We start from the raw sequence: 23710 nt of genomic DNA, 5'->3' as shown, positions 1-23710 counted from the left end.
CACGAAACTCATATTTTAAAAATACCTTTGCCGGCTATGACAAAAGTGACGCTTAACAGAAAGATCTCTCAACGTGTAGCCAACGGGCATCCCTGGGTTTTTGCAAATGAGGTAAACCGGGTTGATGGAAATGCAGAAGCCGGTGCGATTGTAGATGTGCATACACATGACGACAAGTTTTTAGGCAGAGGGTATATCAATCCAAAGTCGCAGATACTTGTTCGTATCCTAACCAGAAAAAAGAATGAAGAGGTAAATGATGATTTCTTTTTACGCAAACTGAGCGAAGCATGGAAGCAACGCCAGCAAATGGGATATACCGAGAACTGTCGGTTGATCTTTGGTGAAGCAGATGGTTTACCGCAACTGATCATTGATAAGTTCAACGATTATTTTGTAATACAAACATTGGCGTTGGGTATTGATATGTGGAAGGATGCGATTGTAAAAGCGATCAACCATATCTTTCACCCAAAAGGAATTTACGAACGTAACGATGTTCCTATCCGTGAACTGGAAGGCATGGAACAGAAGAAAGGTTTCTTAAGTGAACCGTTCGACACCAATATCATCATCAACGAAAACGGATTAAAGTTTCATGTTGATATTGCTAATGGACAAAAGACAGGTTACTTCCTTGATCAACAGGATAACCGCCGACACATTGAGCACATTGTAAAAGATGCAGAGGTTTTAGGCGCATTCACATATACAGGAACATTTGAAATTCATGCAGCGAAATATGGAGCTAAAAGCGTGCTTGGGCTTGACATATCGGAAAATGCTATTGCTATGTGTAATAAAAACGCAGAGTTGAACGGCGTTGCTGATAAATGCAAATTTGAATGCGTGAATGCATTTGATGTGTTGAAAACATGGGTGAAGGAGGGAAAACAATATGATGTGGTGATGCTAGATCCACCATCCTTCACCAAATCAAGGGCAACTATTCAAAAGGCGATCACGGGTTATAAAGAAATTAATCTTCGTGGTATGAAGCTGGTAAAGCCGGGAGGATTTCTTGTTACTTCATCATGCACCAATCTTGTGCAGCCCGACCTGTTTTTAGAGATCATTCAAATGGCGGCAAAGGATGCACGAAGACAATTAAGACAAGTTACTTTTCAAACGCAGAGTTCAGATCACCCGATCATTTGGGGTTGGGAGAATACGCATTACCTGAAGTTTTTGATCGTGCAGGTGTTTTAAATTACGAAGTAAGAAGTACAAGATACGAACTCTATCGGCTACAATGTTGATGGAGTTTTTTACTTTGAGGCATTTTGTTGACTAGTAAGGGTAAGTAAAGTGCATAAAAAAGACTCATCTGAGAGCCTAACTTTATACTTCAAGAAATAAGAGAAATTATTTCACCACCTGGAACTTACCGCTCTCTACAACTTTACCGCTGCGGTCGGTTAACTGGAAGATATATACGCCACGGAAATAATCGTTGAGGTTTACAACTGTACGTGGAGTGAGGTTATTGATCTCTAAAACTTTCTTGCCAATAAAGTTGAATACCTTGAATGAAAAATCTGCAAGACGGGTTTCTTTAAATTCAAAATTGATAAAGGAAGAAGCGGGGTTGGGATAGAAACGAACAACCTTAACCACATTTTCAGCGTTTCCAGCGGGTGTTCTGTCCGTCTGGGCGGTTGCTGTGGTTATCAAAAGGATACAGGCGAATATGGTAAAAATCCGTTTCAACGAAACAAACTTAGTTTTATTATCTGCAATTTACAAGCTTTTTCTCACATTTCTTAAAAAAGAAAGGGCAAACCCTTAGCCGATTTGCCCTCTTATTCTACAGAAAATGAATCAGTTGAGTGATTCAAGTTTTTTATTAATGGCCTCGAAATCGGGCACGCCGTCTTTCGTTTCCACTAATTCAACATATTGAATGATTCCTTCCTTGTCAACAATAAAAGCACTCCTTTTTGAAACGCCCTTCATTTCCAGAATCCAATTCTCATATAAAGAATCATACGCTGCTGATACTTCTTTATTGAAATCGCTGAGCAACGGAAAGTTATAGCCCTGCTCCTCTTTATATCTTTTCAGGGTGAACACAGAGTCAACTGAAATGCCTAACACCTCGGCATTTGCATTATTGTAACGGGCAATATCGTCCCTTACGGTACAAAGTTCAGCGGTGCAAGTGCTGGAGAATGCCTGTGGGTAAAACAGGATCAGCACATTCTTTCCTTTAAAATCGGCGAGACTTACTTTCTTCCTTTCGGTATCGAAGAGCGAAAAATCAGGGGCTTTTTGTCCAATTTGAATAGTCATATTTATTTCTTGTTTTAAATTCTTATGAATAACAACCACTTTGCAAATTTGTTAAACAAAAAGGGAAGCATTGTAAAAATGCTTCCCTTTTTTAGTGTTCAGTTTACGTTTATATATGTAGCAGGACCTGCTCGCCCATTGCATCCGTTCCAAGAATTTTATCGGCCGGCGTTGTAGCATCGGCAATATCTCTTGAGCGGAAACCATCTTTCAAAACTTTATCAACCGCACTGATTACTGCCTCTGATTCTTCCTTCATGCCGAAAGAAATATCGAGCAATAAAGCTGCAGACAGAACAGAAGCTAATGGATTGGCTATACCTTTACCTGTAATATCGTGTGCCGAACCGTGAATAGGTTCATATACACCTGTACCATCACCAATTGAAGCGCTTGCCAACATACCCATTGAACCGGCAATTTGCGAAGCTTCATCGGTAAGGATATCACCAAACAGGTTGGCTGTTACCACTACATCAAAACGGCGTGGATCTTTGATCAACAACATGGCCGTTGCATCAACAAACTGGTGTTCCACTTCCACATCAGGATATTCCAATGCCACTTTCTGCACCACTTCTCTCCACAATCTTGATGTTTCAATTACATTGGCTTTATCAACAGAACATAATTTCTTTTTACGAGTGCGTGCCGCTTCAAATGCTTTGCGTGCAATACGCTCTACTTCGTAACGGCTGTACTCAGCAATATCGTAAGCTGTATCACCATTGTTCTTACGTCCTTTTTCGCCAAAGTAAATATCACCTGTCAACTCACGGAAGAATAAAATATCAGCACCTTTTAAAATCTCCGGTTTAATGCTTGATGCACCTAACAACTCATCAAACAATTTAATGGGACGAAGATTGGCATACAACCCAAGTTCCTTCCGCATCTTCAGCAAACCTTGCTCAGGACGAACTTTTGCAGAAGGGTCGTTATCGTATTTCGGATGACCGACAGCACCAAAAAATACTGCATCTGAATTACGCATTTTTTCTAACGACTCATCAGGTAAAGGCACACCTGTTGCTTCTATGGCCACATGACCAATCAATGCTTCATCGTATGTAAATGTGTGGCCGAACTTTGCAGCGATCTTATCCAATACTTTTTTACCTACTGCTGTTACTTCCTGTCCGATACCATCACCGGGAACAATTAAAATGTGTTTTGTTGCCATTCTTGTTATGATTGAATTTGTTTTGTTTGTTGCTTTTTGAGTTGTGTGATTTCCATCCGTAAGACAGTTGTTCACTCAACACTTACTATTGACCACTCACTATGATGTTCAACATTTTCTGCGTTGCCTTAATAGCCGAAACTGTTTGATCACTATCAAGACCTCTCGTTTTAAATTCTTTATTGTTCTGGCTCCAGGTAATGATCGTTTCGCACAATGCATCACTTTTACCACCGGGAGGAATACGCACAGCATAATCAGTTAACTGCGGCAATTCTCTTTTCTTTTGTTTGTAAATTTTCTTCAACGCATTCATGAACGCATCATATTGCCCATCTCCCTGCGCATTTTCTTCAAATGTTTCTCCATCAATGTTCAGATGAAGTGTAACTGAAGGACGAAGATTTTTTGAATGAGTAAGCACATAATTTTCCACCCGTACTTTATCCTGGATGGAATTACTGTCGAGTACATCTGAAAGGATGTAAGGAAGATCGGCTGGTGTTACCACTTCTTTCTTATCGCCCAACTCAATAATACGCTGTGTTACTTTCTTCAGATCTTCATCATCTAATTGAATACCTAACTGTGCAAGATTATTTTCAATATTTGCCTTGCCACTTGTTTTGCCCAATGCATATTTACGCTGGCGACCGAAACGTTCCGGCATCAGATCACTGAAATAAAGTTTATTCTTTTTATCACCGTCTGCATGAATGCCTGCCGTTTGTGTAAACACATTCTCTCCCACAACAGGCTTATTTGATGGAATACGAACACCTGAAAATGTTTCTACCAACTTGCTTACACCGTACAATGATTTTTCAACCACTGATGATTTGATATCAGGCATAAAATCATGCATCACTGCAATTGCACTGGCTAATGGTGCATTACCTGCACGTTCGCCCATACCATTTACTGTAAGATGCAAACCATGTGCACCTGCTTTCATCGCTTCCAGCACATTGGCTGTACCAAGATCATAATCATTATGACCATGAAAATCGAAATGTATTTTAGGATAACGCTGTACAATTTCAGAAACAAAATCAAACACCTCCGATGGTGTTAAGATGCCGAGTGTATCAGGCAACATCACACGCTTCACCGGTTGCTTCACAATAAAATCAAGGTATTGAAAAACGTATTCTTTTGAATGACGCATACCATTGCTCCAATCTTCCAGATACACATTGCTTTCAATGCCTTTCTTTTTTGCGAGCTTGATCACCTCTGCAATTTCTGCAAAATGTTGCTCAGGTTTTTTCTTGAGCTGATGTGTCAAGTGATTGAGTGAACCTTTGGTTAACAGATTTGCGACTTTAGCACCGGCTTTGATCATCCAATCAACAGATACCGTTCCATCAACAAACGTGAGCACTTCAACTTTGTGCAACAAATTGTTTGCCTTCGCCCACTTCGTAATTTTTTTCACCGCATCAAATTCTCCTTCAGACACACGGGCAGAGGCTATTTCAATACGATCTACTTTCACTTCCGTTAACAACAGTTGTGCGATCGTTAATTTCTCCGATGCAGAAAAGGATACACCACTGGTTTGTTCACCATCACGCAGTGTGGTATCCATTATTTCAATGTAACGCTTGGCTTGGGGCATGTTAGTTTTGGGTGCTTAGTATAAACTCTTTGATGCAAAATTTTTGATCTCTTCCTTCATTGATTGCAGGTAATCGATATCATCAAAGCCATTGATCATGTTATGTTTTTTATAACCGTTAATATCAAATGATTCTTTTTCACCTGTGGCAACAATTGTCACCGTTTGCGCAGGAAGATTTACTTCCAGTTCAGCTTTTGGATCTGCTTCTATTGCTTTGAAAATTTTATCTAAAAACTCAGGGCTTACCGTTACAGGTAAGATGCCGATGTTCAATGCATTTCCTTTGAAGATATCTGCAAAGAAGCTGGATATTACGCAACGGAAACCGTAATCGTAAATAGCCCAGGCAGCATGTTCACGACTGCTTCCGCTACCAAAGTTTTTACCACCCACTAAAATTTTACCGGAGTAGATAGGATTGTTCAATACGAAATCCTGTTTCGGGGTATCGTCACCGTTATAACGCCAGTCACGGAAAAGATTATCACCAAAACCTTCACGCTTTGTTGCTTTTAAGAAACGTGCAGGAATAATTTGATCGGTGTCCACATTCTCAATCGGCATTGGAACCGCTGTGCTGGTGAGGACTGTAAATTTATCGTAAGCCATTTTTAATTTCTGATTTTAGATTTTTGATTTCAGATTTACTCCTTCAATTCATGAGTTCTCTCGGATCAGTTACTACGCCGGTAACAGCAGCAGCAGCAGCTACTAACGGACTCGCTAACATTGTTCTTGCACCGGGCCCTTGACGACCTTCGAAATTTCTGTTACTTGTACTTACAGCATATTTACCTGCAGGGATTTTATCGTCATTCATTGCCAAGCAAGCAGAACAGCCGGGCTGACGTAACTGAAAACCTGCTTCAGTTAAAATATCAAGTATTCCTTCTTCTTTGATCTGTTGCTCCACGATATGCGAACCGGGCACCAACCATGCTGTAACGTTATCAGCTTTCTTTCTTCCTTTTACAATACTTGCAAACGCTCTGAAATCTTCAATACGTCCGTTGGTGCAACTTCCCAAGAACACATAATCAACCGGCTTGCCAACGATCTTTTCATTTTCGGCAAAGCCCATGTAAGCCAATGATTTTTTATAAGAAGCTTCGCCATCTTTTACATCTGCAGCAAGAGGAATATTGTGTGTGATACCTGTACCCAAACCAGGATTTGTACCGTATGTAATTTGTGGTTCAATTTGATCTGCCGTGAAATTCAATTCCAAATCAAACTTTGCATCCGCATCAGTCTTTAATGTTTTCCAATAAGCCAATCCTTTATCCCATGCTTCTCCTTTTGGTGTAAGGTCTCTTCCTTTTAAATAATTGAACGTTGTTTCATCTGGAGCAACCATACCACCACGTGCGCCCATTTCAATCGACAGGTTACAAACCGTCATACGACCTTCCATACTCATATTCTCAAACACTTCACCTGCAAACTCAATGAAATAACCGGTTGCACCACTTGCAGAAATCTGCGATAAGATAAACAACGGCACATCTTTCGGCACAACGCCTTTGCCTAATTTACCGTTGATGGTGATGCGCATTTTCTTTGGCTTTGGCTGCATGATACATTGAGAAGATAAAACCATTTCAACTTCTGAAGTACCAATACCAAATGCAATTGCCCCGAACGCACCATGAGTTGAGGTATGCGAATCACCACACACAATCGTCATACCCGGGAGTGTGATTCCATTCTCAGGACCTACTACATGCACAATACCATTCTTTGGATTACCCAACCCCCAATGCGAAATACCATACTTCGCTGAATTTGTTTCCAATGCCTTCAATTGATTCGCAGAAAGCGGATCCTTCACTGGTAAATGCTGGTTGATGGTTGGCGTGTTGTGATCGGCAGTTGCAAATGTTTTTTCAGAGAACATCACTTTCAGTCCACGATTTTCGAGACCTAAGAATGCAACAGGACTTGTTACTTCATGAATAAAATGACGATCAATAAAAAATACATCAGGACCATCCGGAATGCTGCGTACAACATGGGAATCCCAAACCTTATCGAACAAAGTTGTTGGCGTATGACTCATATTCTTTTGTGTTAGAAGGATGAAAATTGCGATCAATACAGCAATACGTTGGAATAGATCGCTTATAGCAGCCCAAATGTATTTTTAAATCCTAAATTTGTATAACTGTATTTTTCTATCACTTCAATCGGTAAAACCGATCGATCATTATGGAGCTTCGTCAACTACGTTATTTTATCCGTTCGGCAGAACTGCTCAATTTTACCGAGGCAGCACATGCTTTGTTCATCAGCCAGAGCACATTGAGTCAGCAAATCAAGCAGTTGGAAGACGAATTGGGTATGCCGCTGTTCGACCGGATCGGGAAAAGGGTGCGCATTACAGAAGCTGGCAGCCTGTTTTTACCGTATGCGAGGCAAACCCTTGCCGATTCGGAAAGTGGCCGTTTTGTAATCAACGATTTAAAAGGAATTAAAACCGGCGAGCTCCGGATTGGAGTTACCTATGGTTTATCGGCGCTGTTGACTCCTGTGCTTATCCAGTTTTCGGCACAATATCCCGATGTGAAGATCATCGTTGAATTCGGCACATCAGAAGACTTGTTGGATAAACTCAAATCGACAAGAGTTGATTTCCTTCTTTCGTTTTTGGAGTTGCAGGATAACGAGATGTTTATTTCGCAACGCTTGTATGAATCGCCTTTAACATTGGTGGTGCATCCATCGAACCCGATCGCTGATAAGAAATCGGTATCCATCAAAGACCTGAAAGATATTCCGTTGGTACTTCCGGCAAAAGGTTTTCATACACGTCATTTTTTAAATGAAGAGCTTGCGAAAAATAAGGTGAAGCCGAATATAAAAATGGAGTTAAATGATATTAATACATTACTGCAATTAGTGGAGACAGGAAATTTTTGCACGATCATGACAGTTGCTGCTGCCAAAGGAAGACAGACGTTGAAAACAATTCCTATTAAAGGTTTGAATATTATCAGCCAGGCATCTATTACCTGGCCAAAGGATAGCTATCGAAAAAAAGCGGCGCTGGTTTTTACTGAGATGATTAAGAAGCAAATGAAGTAATGATAGCAATACATAACCCACAAACAAAAAGCGCTTCTAATATAGAAGCGCTTTTCTTTATAATTAAGTATTTCATTTCTTCGTCAATTCCAGTTTTACAAGCTTACCATTGATCATTTGTTCGGCTTTCACCCAGGTCCAGTTACTGTCTTTCATTTTCCAAATGCCATCTAAGCGTTGTAAAGTTGCGGTTGCTGCGTCAGGGTAATCAGCAGAGATCGTAATATTCACCCGATCCTCATTCCATTTACCTGTTGATTCTGTCGCCATATTTTTAATTGCATCGACTGTGCGGTCGGTTTTAAACTGAAATTCATAACCGTCAAATTCCGGTTTAAAATCGGTTGTACCGTCAGTATATACGGTTACTGTCCAACGACCATCGGTCATTGCTTTTACAATTAATGTTTCGGCGATTTGTTCCTGGGTACGTTTTATGGCCTTTTTACAACCAACAAACAGGAATAAGCTGAAAGAAAGAATCAATAACTGCTTCATAGATTTCGAGTTAACGGAGATTAAAAATACAACTTGTTTTGATGATTTGTCAACAGTATAAGTACGCAAAACCCAACCATCGGGTTTTCAACCGCTTAACTTTCTACTTAAACGCCCAGTACCGAATTATCTTATTTTTACTGTATGCAAATTGGAGATATCGTTCGTTTTCTGGAAACACTGGCCCCGCCTTCCTTACAGGAAGGCTATGATAATGCAGGACTTATTACCGGTTCACCTGCATGGGAATGCACGGGCATATTGGTAAGTCTTGATGCAACCGAAGAAGTGATCATCGAAGCAAAGGATAAAGGACTTAACATGGTGGTGGCACATCACCCCATTGTGTTCAGCGGATTAAAAAAGATCAACGGCAAAACATATGTGGAACGGGCAGTGATCGCCTCCATTAAATATGATATTGCTGTTTATGCCATACACACCAACCTTGACAACGTTATTGCTGGTGTTAATGCAAAGATGGCTGAGCGCTTAGGCCTGGTGAACTGTAAAATACTTCAACCAAAAACTGCTTTGCTTCGCAAACTCTTCAGCTTTGTACCTGTTTCGCATGCCGAGATCGTTCGCACTGCCATTTTTGAAGCAGGTGGCGGACATATTGGTGATTACAGCGAATGCAGCTTTAACGCTCTAGGAAAAGGAACCTTTAAAGGGGCACCCGGAACAACTCCATTTGTGGGCGAACCCGGCAAGCGACATGAGGAAGAAGAATTGAAGATAGAAGTGATCTTCCCGGCTTGGCTGGAGAAGAATATTGTTTCGTCGATGCTGAAACATCACCCATATGAAGAACCTGCTTATGATATTATTCAGCTTTCGAATGAATGGACTTCTGCCGGATCAGGTCTAATAGGTGAATTGCCCAACAGCATGACACCGACTGATTTCCTCCAACTACTTAAAAATCAATTTCAAATAAGTGTGATCAGGCATACTCTTCCTCCTGCTCACGCCATTCATAAAGTGGCGCTTTGCGGTGGTGCCGGAAGCTTTTTGACTAAAACAGCACTTGCCGCCGGGGCTCATGCTTTTGTAACCGGTGATGTGAAATACCACGAGTTTTTTGATGCCGAAAGCAAGCTCCTGCTGGCTGACATCGGGCATTGGGAAAGCGAACAGTTTACAATCGATTTACTGGCCGATCATTTGAGCGGGAAATTCCCTACCTTTGCCGTCCTCAAAACTGGTGTGAAAACGAATCCTGTCGAGTATTTCAGTTGAATAGAAATAGGAACGTACAAGTGAGTGACACAACCAAAGATGAGCAAGGCCTTACCGCCGGTACCAAAAACAAAAAACTTCAAACACAAATATGGCTACTACAAAAGAGTATTCTGTAGAAGAAAAACTGAAGGCACTCATTCGTGTGCAAAAGATCGAAAGCAAACTGGATGAGATCCAGATCCTGAAAGGTGAATTACCAATGGAAGTAAAAGACCTTGAAGATGAAATTGAAGGTTTGAATGCACGTAAGAACCGCATTGAAGAAGAGATCAACGGTATCCAGGAATTTATACAGAGCAAAAAAGATGCGATCCTTGAATCGCAGGCTTTGCTCGTTAAATACGAAAAGCAAAGTGAGAACGTAAAGAATAATCGTGAGTTTGAAGCCATCAATAAAGAAATTGAGATGCAGGGGCTTGAGATCAAACTTTCTGAAAAGCACATCAGAGATGCAAATGAAGAGTTGATCGAAAAGAGTGAAGTGCTTGAAAAAGCTAAGAAGGCAATCGCAGTAAAAGAAAAGAATCTTGAACACAAGAAAGGTGAATTGGATAAGATTGTTGCCGATACACAAAAAGAAGAAGACCAATTACGCTCTTTGGTAAATGGTGCAAGAGAAGCGGTTGAAGACCGTTTGATTGCCAGCTTCGACCGTATCCGTAACAGCTACCGTAATGGTTTATCAGTAGTGCCTATTGAGCGTGAAAGCTGTGGTGGTTGTTTCAATACCATTCCTCCGCAACGCCAGAGTGAAATTAAACAACACAAAAAGATCATTGTGTGTGAAAACTGCGGTCGCATTCTCGTAGATGCTGACTTGAATGATTCAGTTGAACCATAATTGATTTATTAAAATAAGTAAAAGCAGCAATGAGTTTCATTGCTGCTTTTTTGTTTTGCTACCTTTCTTACGAAAGGCCTTGCAATAATTTTTTATCAGGTCGCTTACAGTTTTACAAACTCTTGTTCATAACTCTCAAGCCACTTACTTCCTTCTAAACCCCATACCGGCAGAATATTCATCTTTAACCAATACAAACTGGTTACTGTAACATCAACAGATTTCATAAACAACGCAGCTTTCCCTGCTGTGGGTTGGAAAGGAGTTATGCTACATGGCACTTCAGCATAATTATCCCATGTAAATGATCCTTGCAAAATAAAGTCCTTATTAACAGCACCCGGTGCTTTATTTAAAAACCGACCACCAAATCCATCACCACAAGGCCAATAACCAATAAGATTTGCGTACCGGGGATGTTGTGTAATATCTTTTGAACATTGCAATGATGCAACTTCAGCATCGGAAAGAGCTGTATTAAAGATCATACAATCAGCAAAGCTTACAGTTACAGCACCCATACCGGGATCTGTTCCCCATCCCATCGTAAGGGGCGAAGGGCTGGTGACAGTTCCACGGGCCGTGATATCTGTATGATCGATACGCAAACCATCTGTATACCGTACTGCCCAACGTTTACTGGCACTATCCATAAACTTAAATGTAACGGTATGCCATTTATCATCAAATACAACAGGCGTTGTTCCCTGAATACGTGACTCACCTGCTCCTCTTACACTTAAACACCAAATGCCGCTTGAGTTGGTAAACAATGACCAACCTGTAGTACTCGCAAACCTTTCCATTTTTGAAAAGAAATGCGGGTATTGTGTTTTTGTGGGAGACTTCATTTTAACTGAGATTGTTTGCTGCCCCAAACCCGGATTGTACAAACCGGCATCATCAGGTATGCTTGCACGAATTACAGAAGTTCCTGTTCCTTTCATTGCAACCCCTGAAAAACCTGAACGCACAAATTCTAATGGTTTAAACTTTTCGTGATAGAATACAGAAAAGCTGTTTACTTCACTTGCAGTTGGTCCTCCGTAACTATTACCAACACCGCCATGTGTGCTTGTAACAATTACCAGCCACTCTTCATTTTTATCGTATCCCGGACGGGCTTTAAGTGCTGTTAACAGTTCACCGATATATGCATCGATCCTTAGTGCTGCGTCTTTATAACCTGCATTATCGGCGAGGAATGCACCTGCCTTACCTGCAATGGCTACTGAATTAAAATTCACTACCATAAAATCAGGGTTACCTGTTTTGATACGTTTGAGTGCAGAATCTTTTACAGCAAGATCATCTGCAGCAACTACCGGATCAAGCACTTCTGGAACCAACTTTTCAACCATTGTACGCCATGGTGATATAACTACTGTACGCATATCATTTCTTGGCGATGACAAAATATAAGAGAAGATTGATGGGAAATTTGGAGCAGATGAATGCTGTGGATCATTAATACTTTGTGTATAGATGAACGTGCTGTCTTTTATTTTATGTCTTGAATAAGAAACACCACTCATGAGTGTTTTCCACGAAGCAGCATCTGTACTTACTTCATCGGAAACACCTTCCCATGTAAACTTACTTTTTGCCAGCATGCTTTGCAGGATAGGCAAGCTCATTTTTTTGTATTCAGCTGCTGCTGCCCCATCAATACCTATAAGCAGAACTTTTCTTGATGCCGGTTTTGTTGTATCACCAGGCTCTTCAAAATAAGGAGGCGGATCAACATAACGTTTACAGGATGCAAACAGTATGATCATAATTCCCACTGAAGAAAGTAAGAAACCAATATGCAGTTTGTTCTTTTTCATATTATTCATTTATCCGAATAAAAAATCAAGGTCTTACAATGTTTATTTCCGAAAGTGCTGAGTTATTTCCTGAAGGATCGTTATCTGCAGCAGCGGAAATAACATATCTAAAATACCTTGCTGTAATATTATTGGTGAGATTAAAACTTTGCAATCCCTGCATGTTCACTAAAGTGAATGCTCCTGTGATTGTGCTTGCGCCAGTTACAAAAACAACAGGAGTCCAGTTGATGTTATCATCGCTTACCTGTACACGTATATTTTTAACACGTGTTGCCGTACCTGTTCCGCTTTGTCTTAGTGCAGCAGAAAATCCTTTAATAGTTGTCGGTGTAGCCATATCAACCGTAATTGTATGGGTTGGTGCTGTTGGACCTGTACCCGTTCCATAATTGCTATGCCAATACGTAGTAAACGAACCATCAAACGCATTACCAATTGTTCCGTTTGTCCCTTCGCTTGTTGACCAGGAACTTGCTATTGGCAACCAAACGCTTCTCGGATCAGCTTGTGTATCGCCACCGGTTTTTGTTAATGGATTATACTTCCATATTTCCTGGAACGACAATGGATAAAGCGCTCCCATTTTGTTTAATGAAATCGTACTTACAGTAATACCCCACGCTCTGAAGAAAGCACGCATATCTCTGCGAGTAAACTCACACAATGTTTCATATACAAAATCACGTTTGTTCTGATCGGTTAATGATATCCTGTTTGAACGTCTTGCTTTCTTGTATAGCTCTGTAATAAAACTCCATCCATCCTGCTGACCGGGATACCCCCAGTCAGCAGGAATCTTACTCATGATCTGAACAAATGGTGTTAACCGTGCAAACGGATCATTAATAGCAGCATCAGTACCATCAAAATTTCTTGTACCAACTGCAGAAGACGCCCATGTGATAGCAGCGGGTATTGCTGTTGCCAATGCAGGATGTTTGGGAGGCCATGATGATGGGGTGACAGCACTCAAACGATTTGCAACTTTAAATGCAAAAAAGTTACAGGTTGTTTCACCTAATGTGCTCCAGCTCCAGTAAGTTCCTTGTTGGTTGTTATGCCCCACTTCGTGAAACACCCCCCAGTTACCTCCGCCATTGATGGCACTTACATTTCCAAAACCATCAAACCAACTGTAATCATTTTGCACTACGATTGGAAAACCTGAGTGACCATAACCAACAACAGGTTTAATATCCATCACTACCCGCCATGGAAGAAGTGGAGCTTTATCAATAGCCTCTGCCGGGTTTGCACTTAATCCCTCCCATTGGTAGTAATCGAAATTTACAATATCATCCCAATCCTGCATTGCTTTTTGAATATCAGCAAAAGGACGGTCGATACAATATTGACGTGGCACAACAAAGATCATGTTGGCGCTTCTTAATTCAAGCCATGGTACGCATGATGAACGAATTTCTGCTTGCCATGCTGTTTTATCCGTAACACCCAATACGAAATCAGGTGACTTCACAACATTTGTGAAAGAAAGGTTTACCGGAGTTGCTATTGAACGTCCGGCGAAAATATAAATATGACCTCCATATAAATTCCTTAAATAGTTTCTGCCGGGATTCAACTGGCTACGTGAATAGATCACGGGATCACGTGGTGCATTTTGAATAACAGAAAGATTATCTGTCCATGCACCTATTTGTACAGAGAGTGAATATTCATTCTGCGGAACATCAATGATCACCAACTCACCAGGAGCAGCATAAAGACCTGTACCGAATTGCGGACTTGGCGGAACAGAAATGCGCAACTCATCCTGCACCTGGTTGTAGCTTAAATTCATTGCAAGATCAACCTTAGTTCTTGGCTCCGATGCACAAACCAAACCAGGGAATACTCTTGCCTGTGCATACTTGCTTGCATCAACATTTTTAATACTCGTATCAATGGTAATACTGCTTCCATTTGCACCATTGCCCGGCGTACCATCTTCAAAATCGTATGCATATTTTTTTCTGCATGCAGTTACTGCCACTGAAAGCAGCAGCAGGCAAACCGATAAGCGTTTAACAAGAATAACAGAATTCATGTTTATTCGTTTTATTGTAACTAGTTTATTATTCATTCTTTATTGATCAACCTCCACTTACATCACTGTAGGTAGGTATCCAGTTTTTACCATCTAATCCCCATGAAGCAGGAACAGTAATACCAAACCATGCATAGATCTGCACCGTCACATCTACCGAATTAGGAACTGTTTTGTAAACAGGTTCACTAACAGGTGGGCAAACATTTGCATTAAGATCATTAAAGCTTCCGGGCGAATAAGATTCAAGTGTGAAGTCACGACCGAATGGACTTAAATCACGCATTTTAAATACACCATTATCATTTATAACAGGAAAGCCCGGCCAGAAACCAACCAGGTTATTGTAATACTGGTTAGATGGTTCGATGCTTGTTGTGCAATAGGTATTAGCAATGTAACTATCGGGCAATGCCACATTAAAGTATTTGATATCAGTAAGTGAATAATTGGCGAGCCCTGTTACATTGTCGGGAGGAAGATTACCAACAGTAAGTGGTTGAGGGCTGTTCAGATTTCCATAACTGGTAATATCTCTTGTTGCAGCAGAAATACCTGTGTTATAAAGAACACCATCGGTATATGTGTACACATTCCTTGCAGCTCCTTCATTTCTTATAACAACAGTAAGCGTGTGCCACTGGCCATCGGCAATTACATGCCCACGTATCTGGCGGTTTCCTAAACTTGTTTGACCGAAGTTGACCATCCAGTAATTCGCCTCAAGAAAAAATACCCAACCAACAACGCCACCTGTAAAAGAAGCACGCTTCGATAAAATAGGTGGATAATAATAATTGCCAACAGGAATTTTTACTTTACACGAAACTGTCATCTCACCGGTTGATCCAATATCAAACGCAGTTCCGCCACCCAACACTTTTGCTCTGCGGTTTTGCGCAACTGCACCAGAGTAAAGCGGAGCAGTTCCTGTATATGGAATAAGCGCACCCGGCCTTGTTAAAGACTTGCTGTTAAACCGTGGATTAAAACAAAAGAAAAATGTATTGTGTCGTGTATCTTCAAATGCCGACCATGAACCTGCCGGATTATAAATTGTATTGCTTCCTTTGTTTGAAGTAATGATCACCATCCAGTTTTCTGTTTTGAAGGAAGGGCGACTTCTTAATGCAGTTAATATTTCACCAATGTATGCATCAGTTTGAAGGATCGCATTTTTATAACCTGTTGAACCAACTGTGTAAGATGAAGCTGCACCTGCTTTATCAACATCATGAAATTGTGCCAGCACCAGGCCTGGGTTTTGTGAAGTCAATTCAGCTTTCACGGCTTCTTTTACCGCTGCATCATTTTCATTGAACGATTCTGTTTTTGTTGCATCAGCAGCAAGCTCAGCAGCAATATTGTTTGATGAGAAGAACGCAGTTGTTCTCATACCGGGCCTTTGCTGTTTGAGGCGTGTAAACAAAGAAGGATAATCTGCAAAACGATTGCCACCGAAATCTGCACCGGTAACATTGTGCTTATTCACTTTTACGCCTGTAAATAAGTTTGACCAACCTAATGTATTCGTAACATTCACATTGTCATAATCGCTTAAAGCATCCCATGAAAAGATGGAATAATCTACAAGGCTGTTCAGCACGGGTGGGTTCGACACCTGCACCTGCGTACCTACTGCACCATCAACAACTATTACCAATGTTTTTGGATTGATAACAGTTGCAGAATTTCCGGTGCCTGCATTTGCTTCCAATGGATTTGGAAATGATTTATTACAGCTTGCTGCAATAAACCCTACCGCCGCAACAAGGAACAAAGTTTTTAGATATTTCAGACGTATCATAATCTTATCAATTAATTTGTTTAGTAACCTGTTAGTTTTCCATGCGGATTTTTACAATATCTGCAACTGTTTTACCATCGAACCTGTCGAAATCACCAACGAGAATTACACCAGGTGTTCCGTTAATTACAATTTGTACGAGATCATTAATGGTGCCTCTGAACAAACCTGTGTTGTTATAACCGGGCGCCAATGCCCCGTTACTTTCAAGCACCATAAATCCAGGACGCACAACAGACTTATCTGGTGTAGTGATGTAATTGTAGTTGTAATGGCTAAAACTGCCGGCTACAAGAATTTTTCCATTGTTTAATTGTGCTGCAAACGATGTGATACCGCCCGTTGCTTTTCCAAAACGGAAGGTTGCGTCGATTGACCCATCGGGATTGATCATTACAACACCGTTGGCATCCTGTCCGTTATATTTCTTGAAATCACCAACAAGTAAAAGTTTATTGGTCGTTGCATTATATCTCACCTTGTTGATGGGGCCATCAGCTCCAACCCCACCTTGATTAAACGTCGCATCTACTAAACCGTTGGCTGGATTAATACGTGTGATATAGTTTGTGGTTATTCCGTTATACGTTGTAAAGTTTCCAACTACAATGATCTTACCATCGTTCAGTTGCACTGCATCATAAATAAAACCATTGCCACCTTCATAACCTTCTTTGGTTGCATAGTTGAAATTGAACGATGAATCAAAAGCACCGGTAGATTTCATGCGAATAAGCTGACGCACTTTCACCAGATCAACAAAAGGACCTGTCTTTGTTGATCGTTCATAAAACGTACTCACATGGCTTAAGAAATTTCCTACTAACGTAATATCACCGGTTGTTGAATTGAAAAACATTTTTGTAATACCGCCGGTTGTTCCTCCGTTTAATGATGGAACTGTTGCCTTCCCGTCATTAGGAAAATTAACCGGGTCCGGATTAATGATATCAACGACCTGTGTTTCTAACACACCTGCTGAAGTTAAACGGGTAATATTATTGATACCGTTTGTAGTATCGTAACTGCCAAATGCACCTGCAAGCAGGTATTGACCACTGGACTGCTGAATAACACTGGTTAAACTTCCTGAAACACCGGTTTTACCAACCTTCATTTGATCTGCTACAGCTTTGTACGCACAGTTGAGATCTACAATTGCCATGTTTGTAATTGGATTGGCTGCAGTAGCACTGTTCTGGTAATTGCTGAAACGACCGTAGAGAAAATAAGACGTATTATCAGAACGCAGGAAGATGCCATTGATCTCACCATTTGAAACATACGCATCTGTATTAAATGAAGCATCAATAGAAAGCTTTCCTTTGATTGTAAACGTTGGCCCGAAATAATACTGTCCGTTAATAAGCACGTTTGCTGCACCGGTGCTTGCTCCTAAAGGAACTTTCACTGTAATGGCGTTTTCTTCAACTGATAATATTTCGGCTTCAGTAAGGTGAACAAAAAACTTAAACTGTCCTTCCTTTCCTTTCAAACCACTTACATTAAACTTCACAACAGAACCTTCACTGCCAATAGCAGGATAAGGACCGCCTTCAAGGAATTTTACCAATACAGCAGGAGGATCGGGATAAATATCTACAGGTTCTACCTTCTGCTTTGTGCATGAACCTAAAAGTACAGCTACCAAAAAACAACTGATTGCTCCAAAGGTTATATGTCTGCTCCTTCTTGTCATTGCTGAAAAATTTTTAATCGTTTGCTTTATCATGAAAAACGGTCAGATTTTTATATTCAGTAAATAATGCCTTTGTCAATTACATCTTCAACAAACTGGCCTACCCCAAAACCGAAAAAGTGATATTGATAATTCAACACATGCACATAGCCGTTTGTGGGTGCAACATTCACCGATGCTACAATTGCGGGGAACCAACTGTTAAAATCTCTTGGTGCTGAAACAGACGGGATGTATGAAATGATCAACTGTCTGTAACCTGCGTACTTTACACCACCTGCATCATTATAGATCACACCAATGTTCATGATATCGCCGAGATATGAACTGTAGATCTGTCCGGGATAAGCTGATAAATTATCCGGATCGAGCTGCGGATAATCGTTCATTGAACGGGCATCTTTAAACAGATAACGACTCAATTGTTTTTTCCATACCTCGGGTTTAATTTGATCGAGCCTTGTTACACGTGGCTTTCCTTTACTATCCAGGTACAGATTTAACACACGGATTGTAAGTGTAATACAGGAATCGGCTGGTGCAAAGAAGGTGATCTTTTCATTTTTGAAAACATCTTCCATACCTGCAATACGGATCACTTTCAACAGCGAATCCCACATTTGCGGTTTTGATTTTAAATAATCAAGTACAGTACCCTGGTAATTGGGTGTGTGCTTCCCTGTATCGGTGAAGTAATCTTTTTTTTGACAACCAACTAAAATGGTTGTTATGAGAACAGCGATGATGATGGAACGATTCATATTGTTCATCTGCTTTGTTTTTTGTTTGTTATTGCCAGTAAGTATTTAATGTCATGCCCGGATTATTCACCAATGCTGATTGATGAATAGGCCATGTCCATGCCCCTGCTTTAAATTGCTCTACTGTGCAGTGGTAACCGAACTTGTATGCCGGATCGATGATGCGTTTTGTTCTTACCACATCAAACCAGTAATGACCTTCACCCAACAATTCCCTGCAACGCTCATAAAAAATATCTGTTTTTAATTCGGCACCCGTACTTGTTAAAGGAGCTGCAGCAGCCCTATCACGCACAATATTTACTTTCTCTTTTGCTTTTGCATCGTTACCAAGATTGGCCAATGCTTCGGCATGTAATAAGATCGCATCAGTATAGCGGAAAATGATCTGGCTTGCATCAAACGAAGTACCATCAACGGAGTTAGGATCACGGTTTACAAAAAACTTCAGCATTTTAAAACTTCTGTTACCACTATACATGGTTGATACATCAAACCAGTAATCCGTTCTTTTATCAGCCTGTCCTACGGGGTAAATTGTTTCCATAAATTTTGTATCGTAACTGATGTATGGATGTGTGGGATCAGGAGCAAGACGATTGTAGTAAACAAGATCATAGTAGTAAGACCAACCGAATGATTCGCCATAGTTTGCATTCTGCGGCACTTCAAACAAACCTTCTTTTGAACGGCCTTTAAAAATCTCACCATTACGTTCTAATGGCAACAACGCATACGCACCTTCGTTGTCGTTATATAACTCATCACCTAATTTATCTACCGCTTCATAATATCCTTTCTCATTCCCTGTATCGAAAGCAGCAAGCCACATGTTGATGTGCATTAATAATGCAAGGGCCGATCCCCTCATTCCACGCACAGCAACAAACACAGGATCTTTATAAGTCCATGGCAGATCATCTTTCACCGCCATCATATCTTCACGGCAATTTTTTAATACCTCTACCATTGGCATACGTTTCAAAGGAGCACTATGATAAGCATCGGTATAATAGGCAACATCACCCCACTGGCGAACCATCAGGAAATAAGCCATGTTGCGGATAAAGATGGCTTCTGCTTTATATTGCTTTTTTTCTGCTTCAGTTAATGAAGGATCAGGTACGCCATCAACACGATCAACAGCAATGTTAGCTGCCGCAATTACTTTGTAAAAATTATCCCATTGCGAAAAACGGATCATATTAAAAATGCGGTACCAGTTGTTACCACCACTTTGTGCGTCAACAAAAAGTGCTTTAATATTATTGTTTGATAAGTTGGCAACATAAGTACGTCCCCAACCGATCTCCGTATTTTCTTTTGCCATACCACCTCTCAAATCGCCGGAGAAAGCAAAGAAGGGAAAGTTGAATGAACTGGCATCTGCTTTCATATCAAGCCTTGCAACCGATTTGCGCAGCAATTCATACATGCCATTGGTATAGTTCTCCAGGTCGGTTTTTGTTTTCCAGAAATTATTACCCGACAGCGCATTCGGCGGATCGAGACTTAAATATTTTTTGCAACCACTGCCAAACAGAAGTACTGTGGTAATTGCAAGTATGCTGATAATACGTTTCATCTGACTTTTGTTTTTTCTTTTACAATTAAAACTGAACATTTAAACCAACCGCATAGCTCCTTGCATTGGGATACCCTCCAGAGTTATCTCTTCCCAACTGTGTAACCAATTCAGGATCGGGGCCGCTGTAATTTGAAAATGTAAATACATTGTTAGCGGTCAGCGTAAGCCTGCATGAAGTCATCTTAAAACGGCTGATGAATTTCCTATCCATGTTATATGCCAACACGATGTTGTTGATTTTCCAGTACGAACCATCTTCAAGGAACAACGTCTGGTTGCTGCGGAACGGTTGCATTACACCTGCTCGTCTGAAATCGAATGGATTTGGATATTGCGCATTTACAGTGCCGCTTCCTTTATCTGAACCGGATGGCTTCCAGTAATTGTATTGATCAATAGGTACCAATGCACCTGGCTGTATAGGTTGGCCGTTGGACCCAACTGATGCGGGGTTACCAAAATTTTGCATGGTCTTCGACAATGAAGCATTCAACAGATCACGAAACAAAGTGTATGATGCATTAATGTTTAGCTGGAAGTTTTTAAACTGCATTTGTGAAAGAATACCTCCGTTCACTTTTGGTATAGGATTACCTATTGGTAACAGATCTTTTTCATCAATGATGTAATCACCATTCACATCGGTCCAACGTGGATCGCCACCCTGGAAATAATAACCTGTACCTGAGCCCAACTGTTGACGTCTGCCCGTTGCCATATTCACAGGTACATCCGATGTACTTGCATAAACACCCTGGGTATGATAAATGAGGTTTGATATCGCATTACGTCCTATCCTGTAAATTACCGGAACATCGCTGCCGTTATCCTTTACTTCTTGTCTTAATTGGCGAAGATTATCAGGAAGCTTTGTGAGTATTTCACGGTTAAATGCTCCGTTTACAGACAGCGTCCATTGGAACGGTTTGCTTTGTTTAAACATACGTACCGTTGCCGACCATTCCATACCATAGTTCACAAGACTAACAGCATTTGTTTGCAATTCTGCAAAACCACTGGTGTTGGCCAGTTTAATTTTCATGATCTGGTTATCAATACTCCTGTAATAGGTTTCATATGTCAGTTGTAATGCGTTATTAAAAAGACCTAATTCAATACCTGCATTTGTTGAAGTTTGTGTTTCAGGAAGGAAGTTTTCATTTGGCACCGTTGCATAATCAATGGTCACGGTTGGATTATTATTGTAAGGCAACCCAACAATGTAACGACCATATGTATCGAATATAGTTCCGGTGGGTTTAATATTACGGCCCCATGATGCTCTCGCAGATCCATAGCTTAACCAGGTAATTTTCTCCAACCATTTTTCACGGTTAAAATTCCATCTTGCACTTACAGAAGGATTTTGTGAATAAGGTTGTTTTGAACCGGTAGTTGATAATCCATCAAAACGGATATTGAAATCAATTACATATTTACGGTCGAAGTTGTATGAAACAGAGCCGCCATAACCATGTTGTCTTGTTTCCCTGATATTATTCAATGTGCCGCCACGAGAACTTCCCCATCCATAACCGATGGGACCCGTAATCTGATCATTTGCAGTACGGTCTAAACGAACAGCGTTTGCACGATAACCGTAAGAATTGATCTCGTTAAACACAAACGCATTAAAATTATGCAGGTTGTATAATGTCTTTGTGAAATTGATAATAGAACGGTTGTATAACGTGTAGGTTCTGTCGTTATAGCTATACGATTCTGAAGAGCCGTTGCTGAGAAATGAAGGTGTAAACCGATCGGCTGTACCCGAGTTAAAATTGTAACTGAGCAGATTGCCGATACGTAATCCTTTTAATGGCTCATATGAAAGATCGAGGCTTGAAGAAATATTCGCTGTCTTGTTATTGTTGGTTACTCTTGCGGCTGCAAGGGCGCTGTTATTTTCAGAGAACAAAGACGGAGAAGGCAGTAACGAAGAAGAAGATCCGCCACTTGCCACACCTGTTTGTATTAAACCTACACCACTACCATTTTGTTTTTGCCCAAGAGAACTTGAAAGACTCACAAGCATCCGCAATTGGTTGGTAGGTGCATACTGTGCATTCATACTAAGCGAATAGCGTTTAAAGCCGGTGTTCTGTACAATACCATTTTCCTGGTAATAGTTGAGGTTGGTTTTATAATTGAACCTGTCATCACCACCACGAATGCTTACATTATGCTGTTGATTGTAGGTTGTGCGAAAAAAATAATCCTGCCAGTTTGTTGAGTTATTGAAAAAAGGATTCAGGCTATCGGATAAAAACGGGGTTTGATTAATCAGCGCCTGTGCTGCAGCAGCAGAGGTGTCATAATCAAGAATGGTGCGAATACGGAACAACCGTTCTTCTTTACCGCCGAGCACTTCACGTAAACGTGGAGGAGCTTTTACAAAGAAGTTAGATGAATATTGTACAATGGGCACTTTTGATTTGCCTCTTCTTGTGGTAACAATGATCACACCATAAGCGGCCCTTGCACCATACACCGATGTTGCTGCTGCATCACGCAAGACTTCCATCTGTTCAATATCTTCAGGTGGTATTAATGCCAACGGATTAATACCGGCACCACCGCTTTGAAATCCATATTCATAATTTGTATTTACATCAACAGGCACACCATCGATCACAAACAAAGGAGATGTTGGTGTTAAGAAACCATCGCTGCTGATGTTGATACTTGATATACCACGTAAATTAATCGTGCCCATACCACCGGGAGAACCGGAGTTATTCTGTACGTTCAACCCTGCCACTTTACCCTGCAACAGTTCCACCACGTTCGATACAGGAACATCCTGCAATGCTTTACCACTTACAACTGTACTTGATCCGGTTGCTGTTTCTTTTGTTTTTTGTCTGAAACCCTGCACCACTACTTCCTGCATGGTATTGTCCTTAACCGAAAGCGATATTGTTACTGATGAGTTACTTGAAAGAAATGTTTTACGGATAGCCGCATAGCCTGAGTGTGTAAACACAAGTTCAGTTCCGGCATCAACGGTTACAGTAAATGCACCGTTTGCATCAGTTGTTGCAATGGTTTTAGAAGGTTTGGCTGTAGATACCGTTACACCCTGCATAGCTGTTTGCTGTGCATTATCTTTTACAACACCTTTTACTGTTATCTTGTTTTGCGCCTTGGCATTCACAGCAAAAAGAAGTGCAAGTGCCAATATCCCGATACAGGGTAACAATTTCATA

The 23710-nt window shown here is 40.8% G+C and carries 18 protein-coding genes; 4 read left to right on the top strand and 14 right to left on the bottom strand.

Annotation, left to right across the window (positions count from 1 at the left end):
• Positions 1-36 precede the first annotated feature (36 nt).
• The gene (locus tag H4075_RS05935) at positions 37-1209 is read left to right on the top strand and encodes a class I SAM-dependent rRNA methyltransferase (RefSeq protein WP_182805050.1); all 1173 of its coding nucleotides are present in this window, start codon (positions 37-39) and stop codon (positions 1207-1209) included.
• A 156-nt stretch (positions 1210-1365) separates the two neighbouring features.
• On the opposite strand, the gene H4075_RS05930 is transcribed toward H4075_RS05935, so the two are convergent.
• The 6 genes from H4075_RS05930 to leuC all read right to left on the bottom strand — a co-directional run bounded on the left by H4075_RS05930 (position 1366) and on the right by leuC (position 7158).
• Complete coding sequence (locus H4075_RS05930; RefSeq protein WP_182805048.1) at positions 1366-1617, bottom strand: T9SS type A sorting domain-containing protein; 252 nt, start codon at positions 1615-1617, stop codon at positions 1366-1368.
• Between the two features lie 204 nt (positions 1618-1821).
• Entirely contained in the window at positions 1822-2292 is a 471-nt protein-coding gene (locus tag H4075_RS05925; RefSeq protein ID WP_182805046.1) for a redoxin domain-containing protein, read from the bottom strand.
• A 109-nt stretch (positions 2293-2401) separates the two neighbouring features.
• Entirely contained in the window at positions 2402-3475 is a 1074-nt protein-coding gene (gene leuB, locus H4075_RS05920) for a 3-isopropylmalate dehydrogenase (protein ID WP_182805044.1), read from the bottom strand.
• A gap of 85 nt (positions 3476-3560) precedes the next feature.
• On the bottom strand, positions 3561-5096 hold the full coding sequence (locus H4075_RS05915) for an alpha-isopropylmalate synthase regulatory domain-containing protein (protein ID WP_220494862.1): 1536 nt from the start codon (positions 5094-5096) through the stop codon (positions 3561-3563).
• A gap of 15 nt (positions 5097-5111) precedes the next feature.
• A complete protein-coding gene (gene leuD, locus H4075_RS05910) occupies positions 5112-5708 on the bottom strand; it encodes a 3-isopropylmalate dehydratase small subunit (RefSeq protein WP_182805042.1) in 597 nt (198 codons plus the stop codon).
• A gap of 43 nt (positions 5709-5751) precedes the next feature.
• Entirely contained in the window at positions 5752-7158 is a 1407-nt protein-coding gene (gene leuC / locus H4075_RS05905) for a 3-isopropylmalate dehydratase large subunit (protein ID WP_182805041.1), read from the bottom strand.
• A 149-nt stretch (positions 7159-7307) separates the two neighbouring features.
• Here leuC and H4075_RS05900 point away from each other — a divergent pair, with 149 nt between their 5' ends.
• A complete protein-coding gene (locus tag H4075_RS05900; RefSeq protein WP_182805039.1) occupies positions 7308-8183 on the top strand; it encodes a LysR substrate-binding domain-containing protein in 876 nt (291 codons plus the stop codon).
• Positions 8184-8255: 72 nt separating this feature from the next.
• On the opposite strand, the gene H4075_RS05895 is transcribed toward H4075_RS05900, so the two are convergent.
• The gene (locus H4075_RS05895; protein ID WP_182805037.1) at positions 8256-8681 is read right to left on the bottom strand and encodes a hypothetical protein; all 426 of its coding nucleotides are present in this window, start codon (positions 8679-8681) and stop codon (positions 8256-8258) included.
• 144 nt (positions 8682-8825) lie between these two features.
• Between H4075_RS05895 and H4075_RS05890 the strand changes: the two genes are divergently transcribed.
• Positions 8826-9923 (top strand): Nif3-like dinuclear metal center hexameric protein, encoded by a 1098-nt coding sequence (locus tag H4075_RS05890; protein WP_182805035.1) that lies wholly within the window; start codon positions 8826-8828, stop codon positions 9921-9923.
• Between the two features lie 91 nt (positions 9924-10014).
• On the top strand, positions 10015-10767 hold the full coding sequence (locus tag H4075_RS05885; RefSeq protein ID WP_182805032.1) for a zinc ribbon domain-containing protein: 753 nt from the start codon (positions 10015-10017) through the stop codon (positions 10765-10767).
• Positions 10768-10871: 104 nt separating this feature from the next.
• Here the strand turns inward: H4075_RS05885 and H4075_RS05880 are convergent, their stop codons facing one another.
• From H4075_RS05880 to H4075_RS05850, 7 genes are read right to left on the bottom strand one after another with little or no spacing between them, the layout of a single operon-like run.
• Complete coding sequence (locus H4075_RS05880; RefSeq protein ID WP_182805030.1) at positions 10872-12596, bottom strand: alkaline phosphatase family protein; 1725 nt, start codon at positions 12594-12596, stop codon at positions 10872-10874.
• A 25-nt stretch (positions 12597-12621) separates the two neighbouring features.
• Positions 12622-14646 carry a M60 family metallopeptidase gene (locus tag H4075_RS05875; protein WP_182805029.1) on the bottom strand — a complete coding sequence of 675 codons (2025 nt, stop codon included), beginning with the start codon at positions 14644-14646 and terminating at the stop codon, positions 12622-12624.
• A 46-nt stretch (positions 14647-14692) separates the two neighbouring features.
• Positions 14693-16453, bottom strand: a complete 1761-nt coding sequence (locus H4075_RS05870; protein WP_182805027.1) for a DUF4983 domain-containing protein — start codon at positions 16451-16453, stop codon at positions 14693-14695.
• A gap of 31 nt (positions 16454-16484) precedes the next feature.
• A complete protein-coding gene (locus H4075_RS05865) occupies positions 16485-18152 on the bottom strand; it encodes a DUF5008 domain-containing protein (protein ID WP_182805025.1) in 1668 nt (555 codons plus the stop codon).
• 56 nt (positions 18153-18208) lie between these two features.
• Positions 18209-18922 (bottom strand): hypothetical protein, encoded by a 714-nt coding sequence (locus tag H4075_RS05860; protein WP_182805023.1) that lies wholly within the window; start codon positions 18920-18922, stop codon positions 18209-18211.
• A gap of 19 nt (positions 18923-18941) precedes the next feature.
• The gene (locus tag H4075_RS05855; RefSeq protein ID WP_220494860.1) at positions 18942-20498 is read right to left on the bottom strand and encodes a RagB/SusD family nutrient uptake outer membrane protein; all 1557 of its coding nucleotides are present in this window, start codon (positions 20496-20498) and stop codon (positions 18942-18944) included.
• A 25-nt stretch (positions 20499-20523) separates the two neighbouring features.
• Positions 20524-23709, bottom strand: coding sequence for a SusC/RagA family TonB-linked outer membrane protein (locus H4075_RS05850; protein ID WP_182805021.1), 3186 nt, complete (start codon positions 23707-23709; stop codon positions 20524-20526).
• Position 23710 lies beyond the last annotated feature (1 nt).

The sequence above is a fragment of the Lacibacter sediminis genome (genome assembly GCF_014168535.1).
GTDB lineage: Bacteria > Bacteroidota > Bacteroidia > Chitinophagales > Chitinophagaceae > Lacibacter > Lacibacter sediminis.
This window is presented reverse-complemented; position numbering and strand designations above follow the sequence as displayed.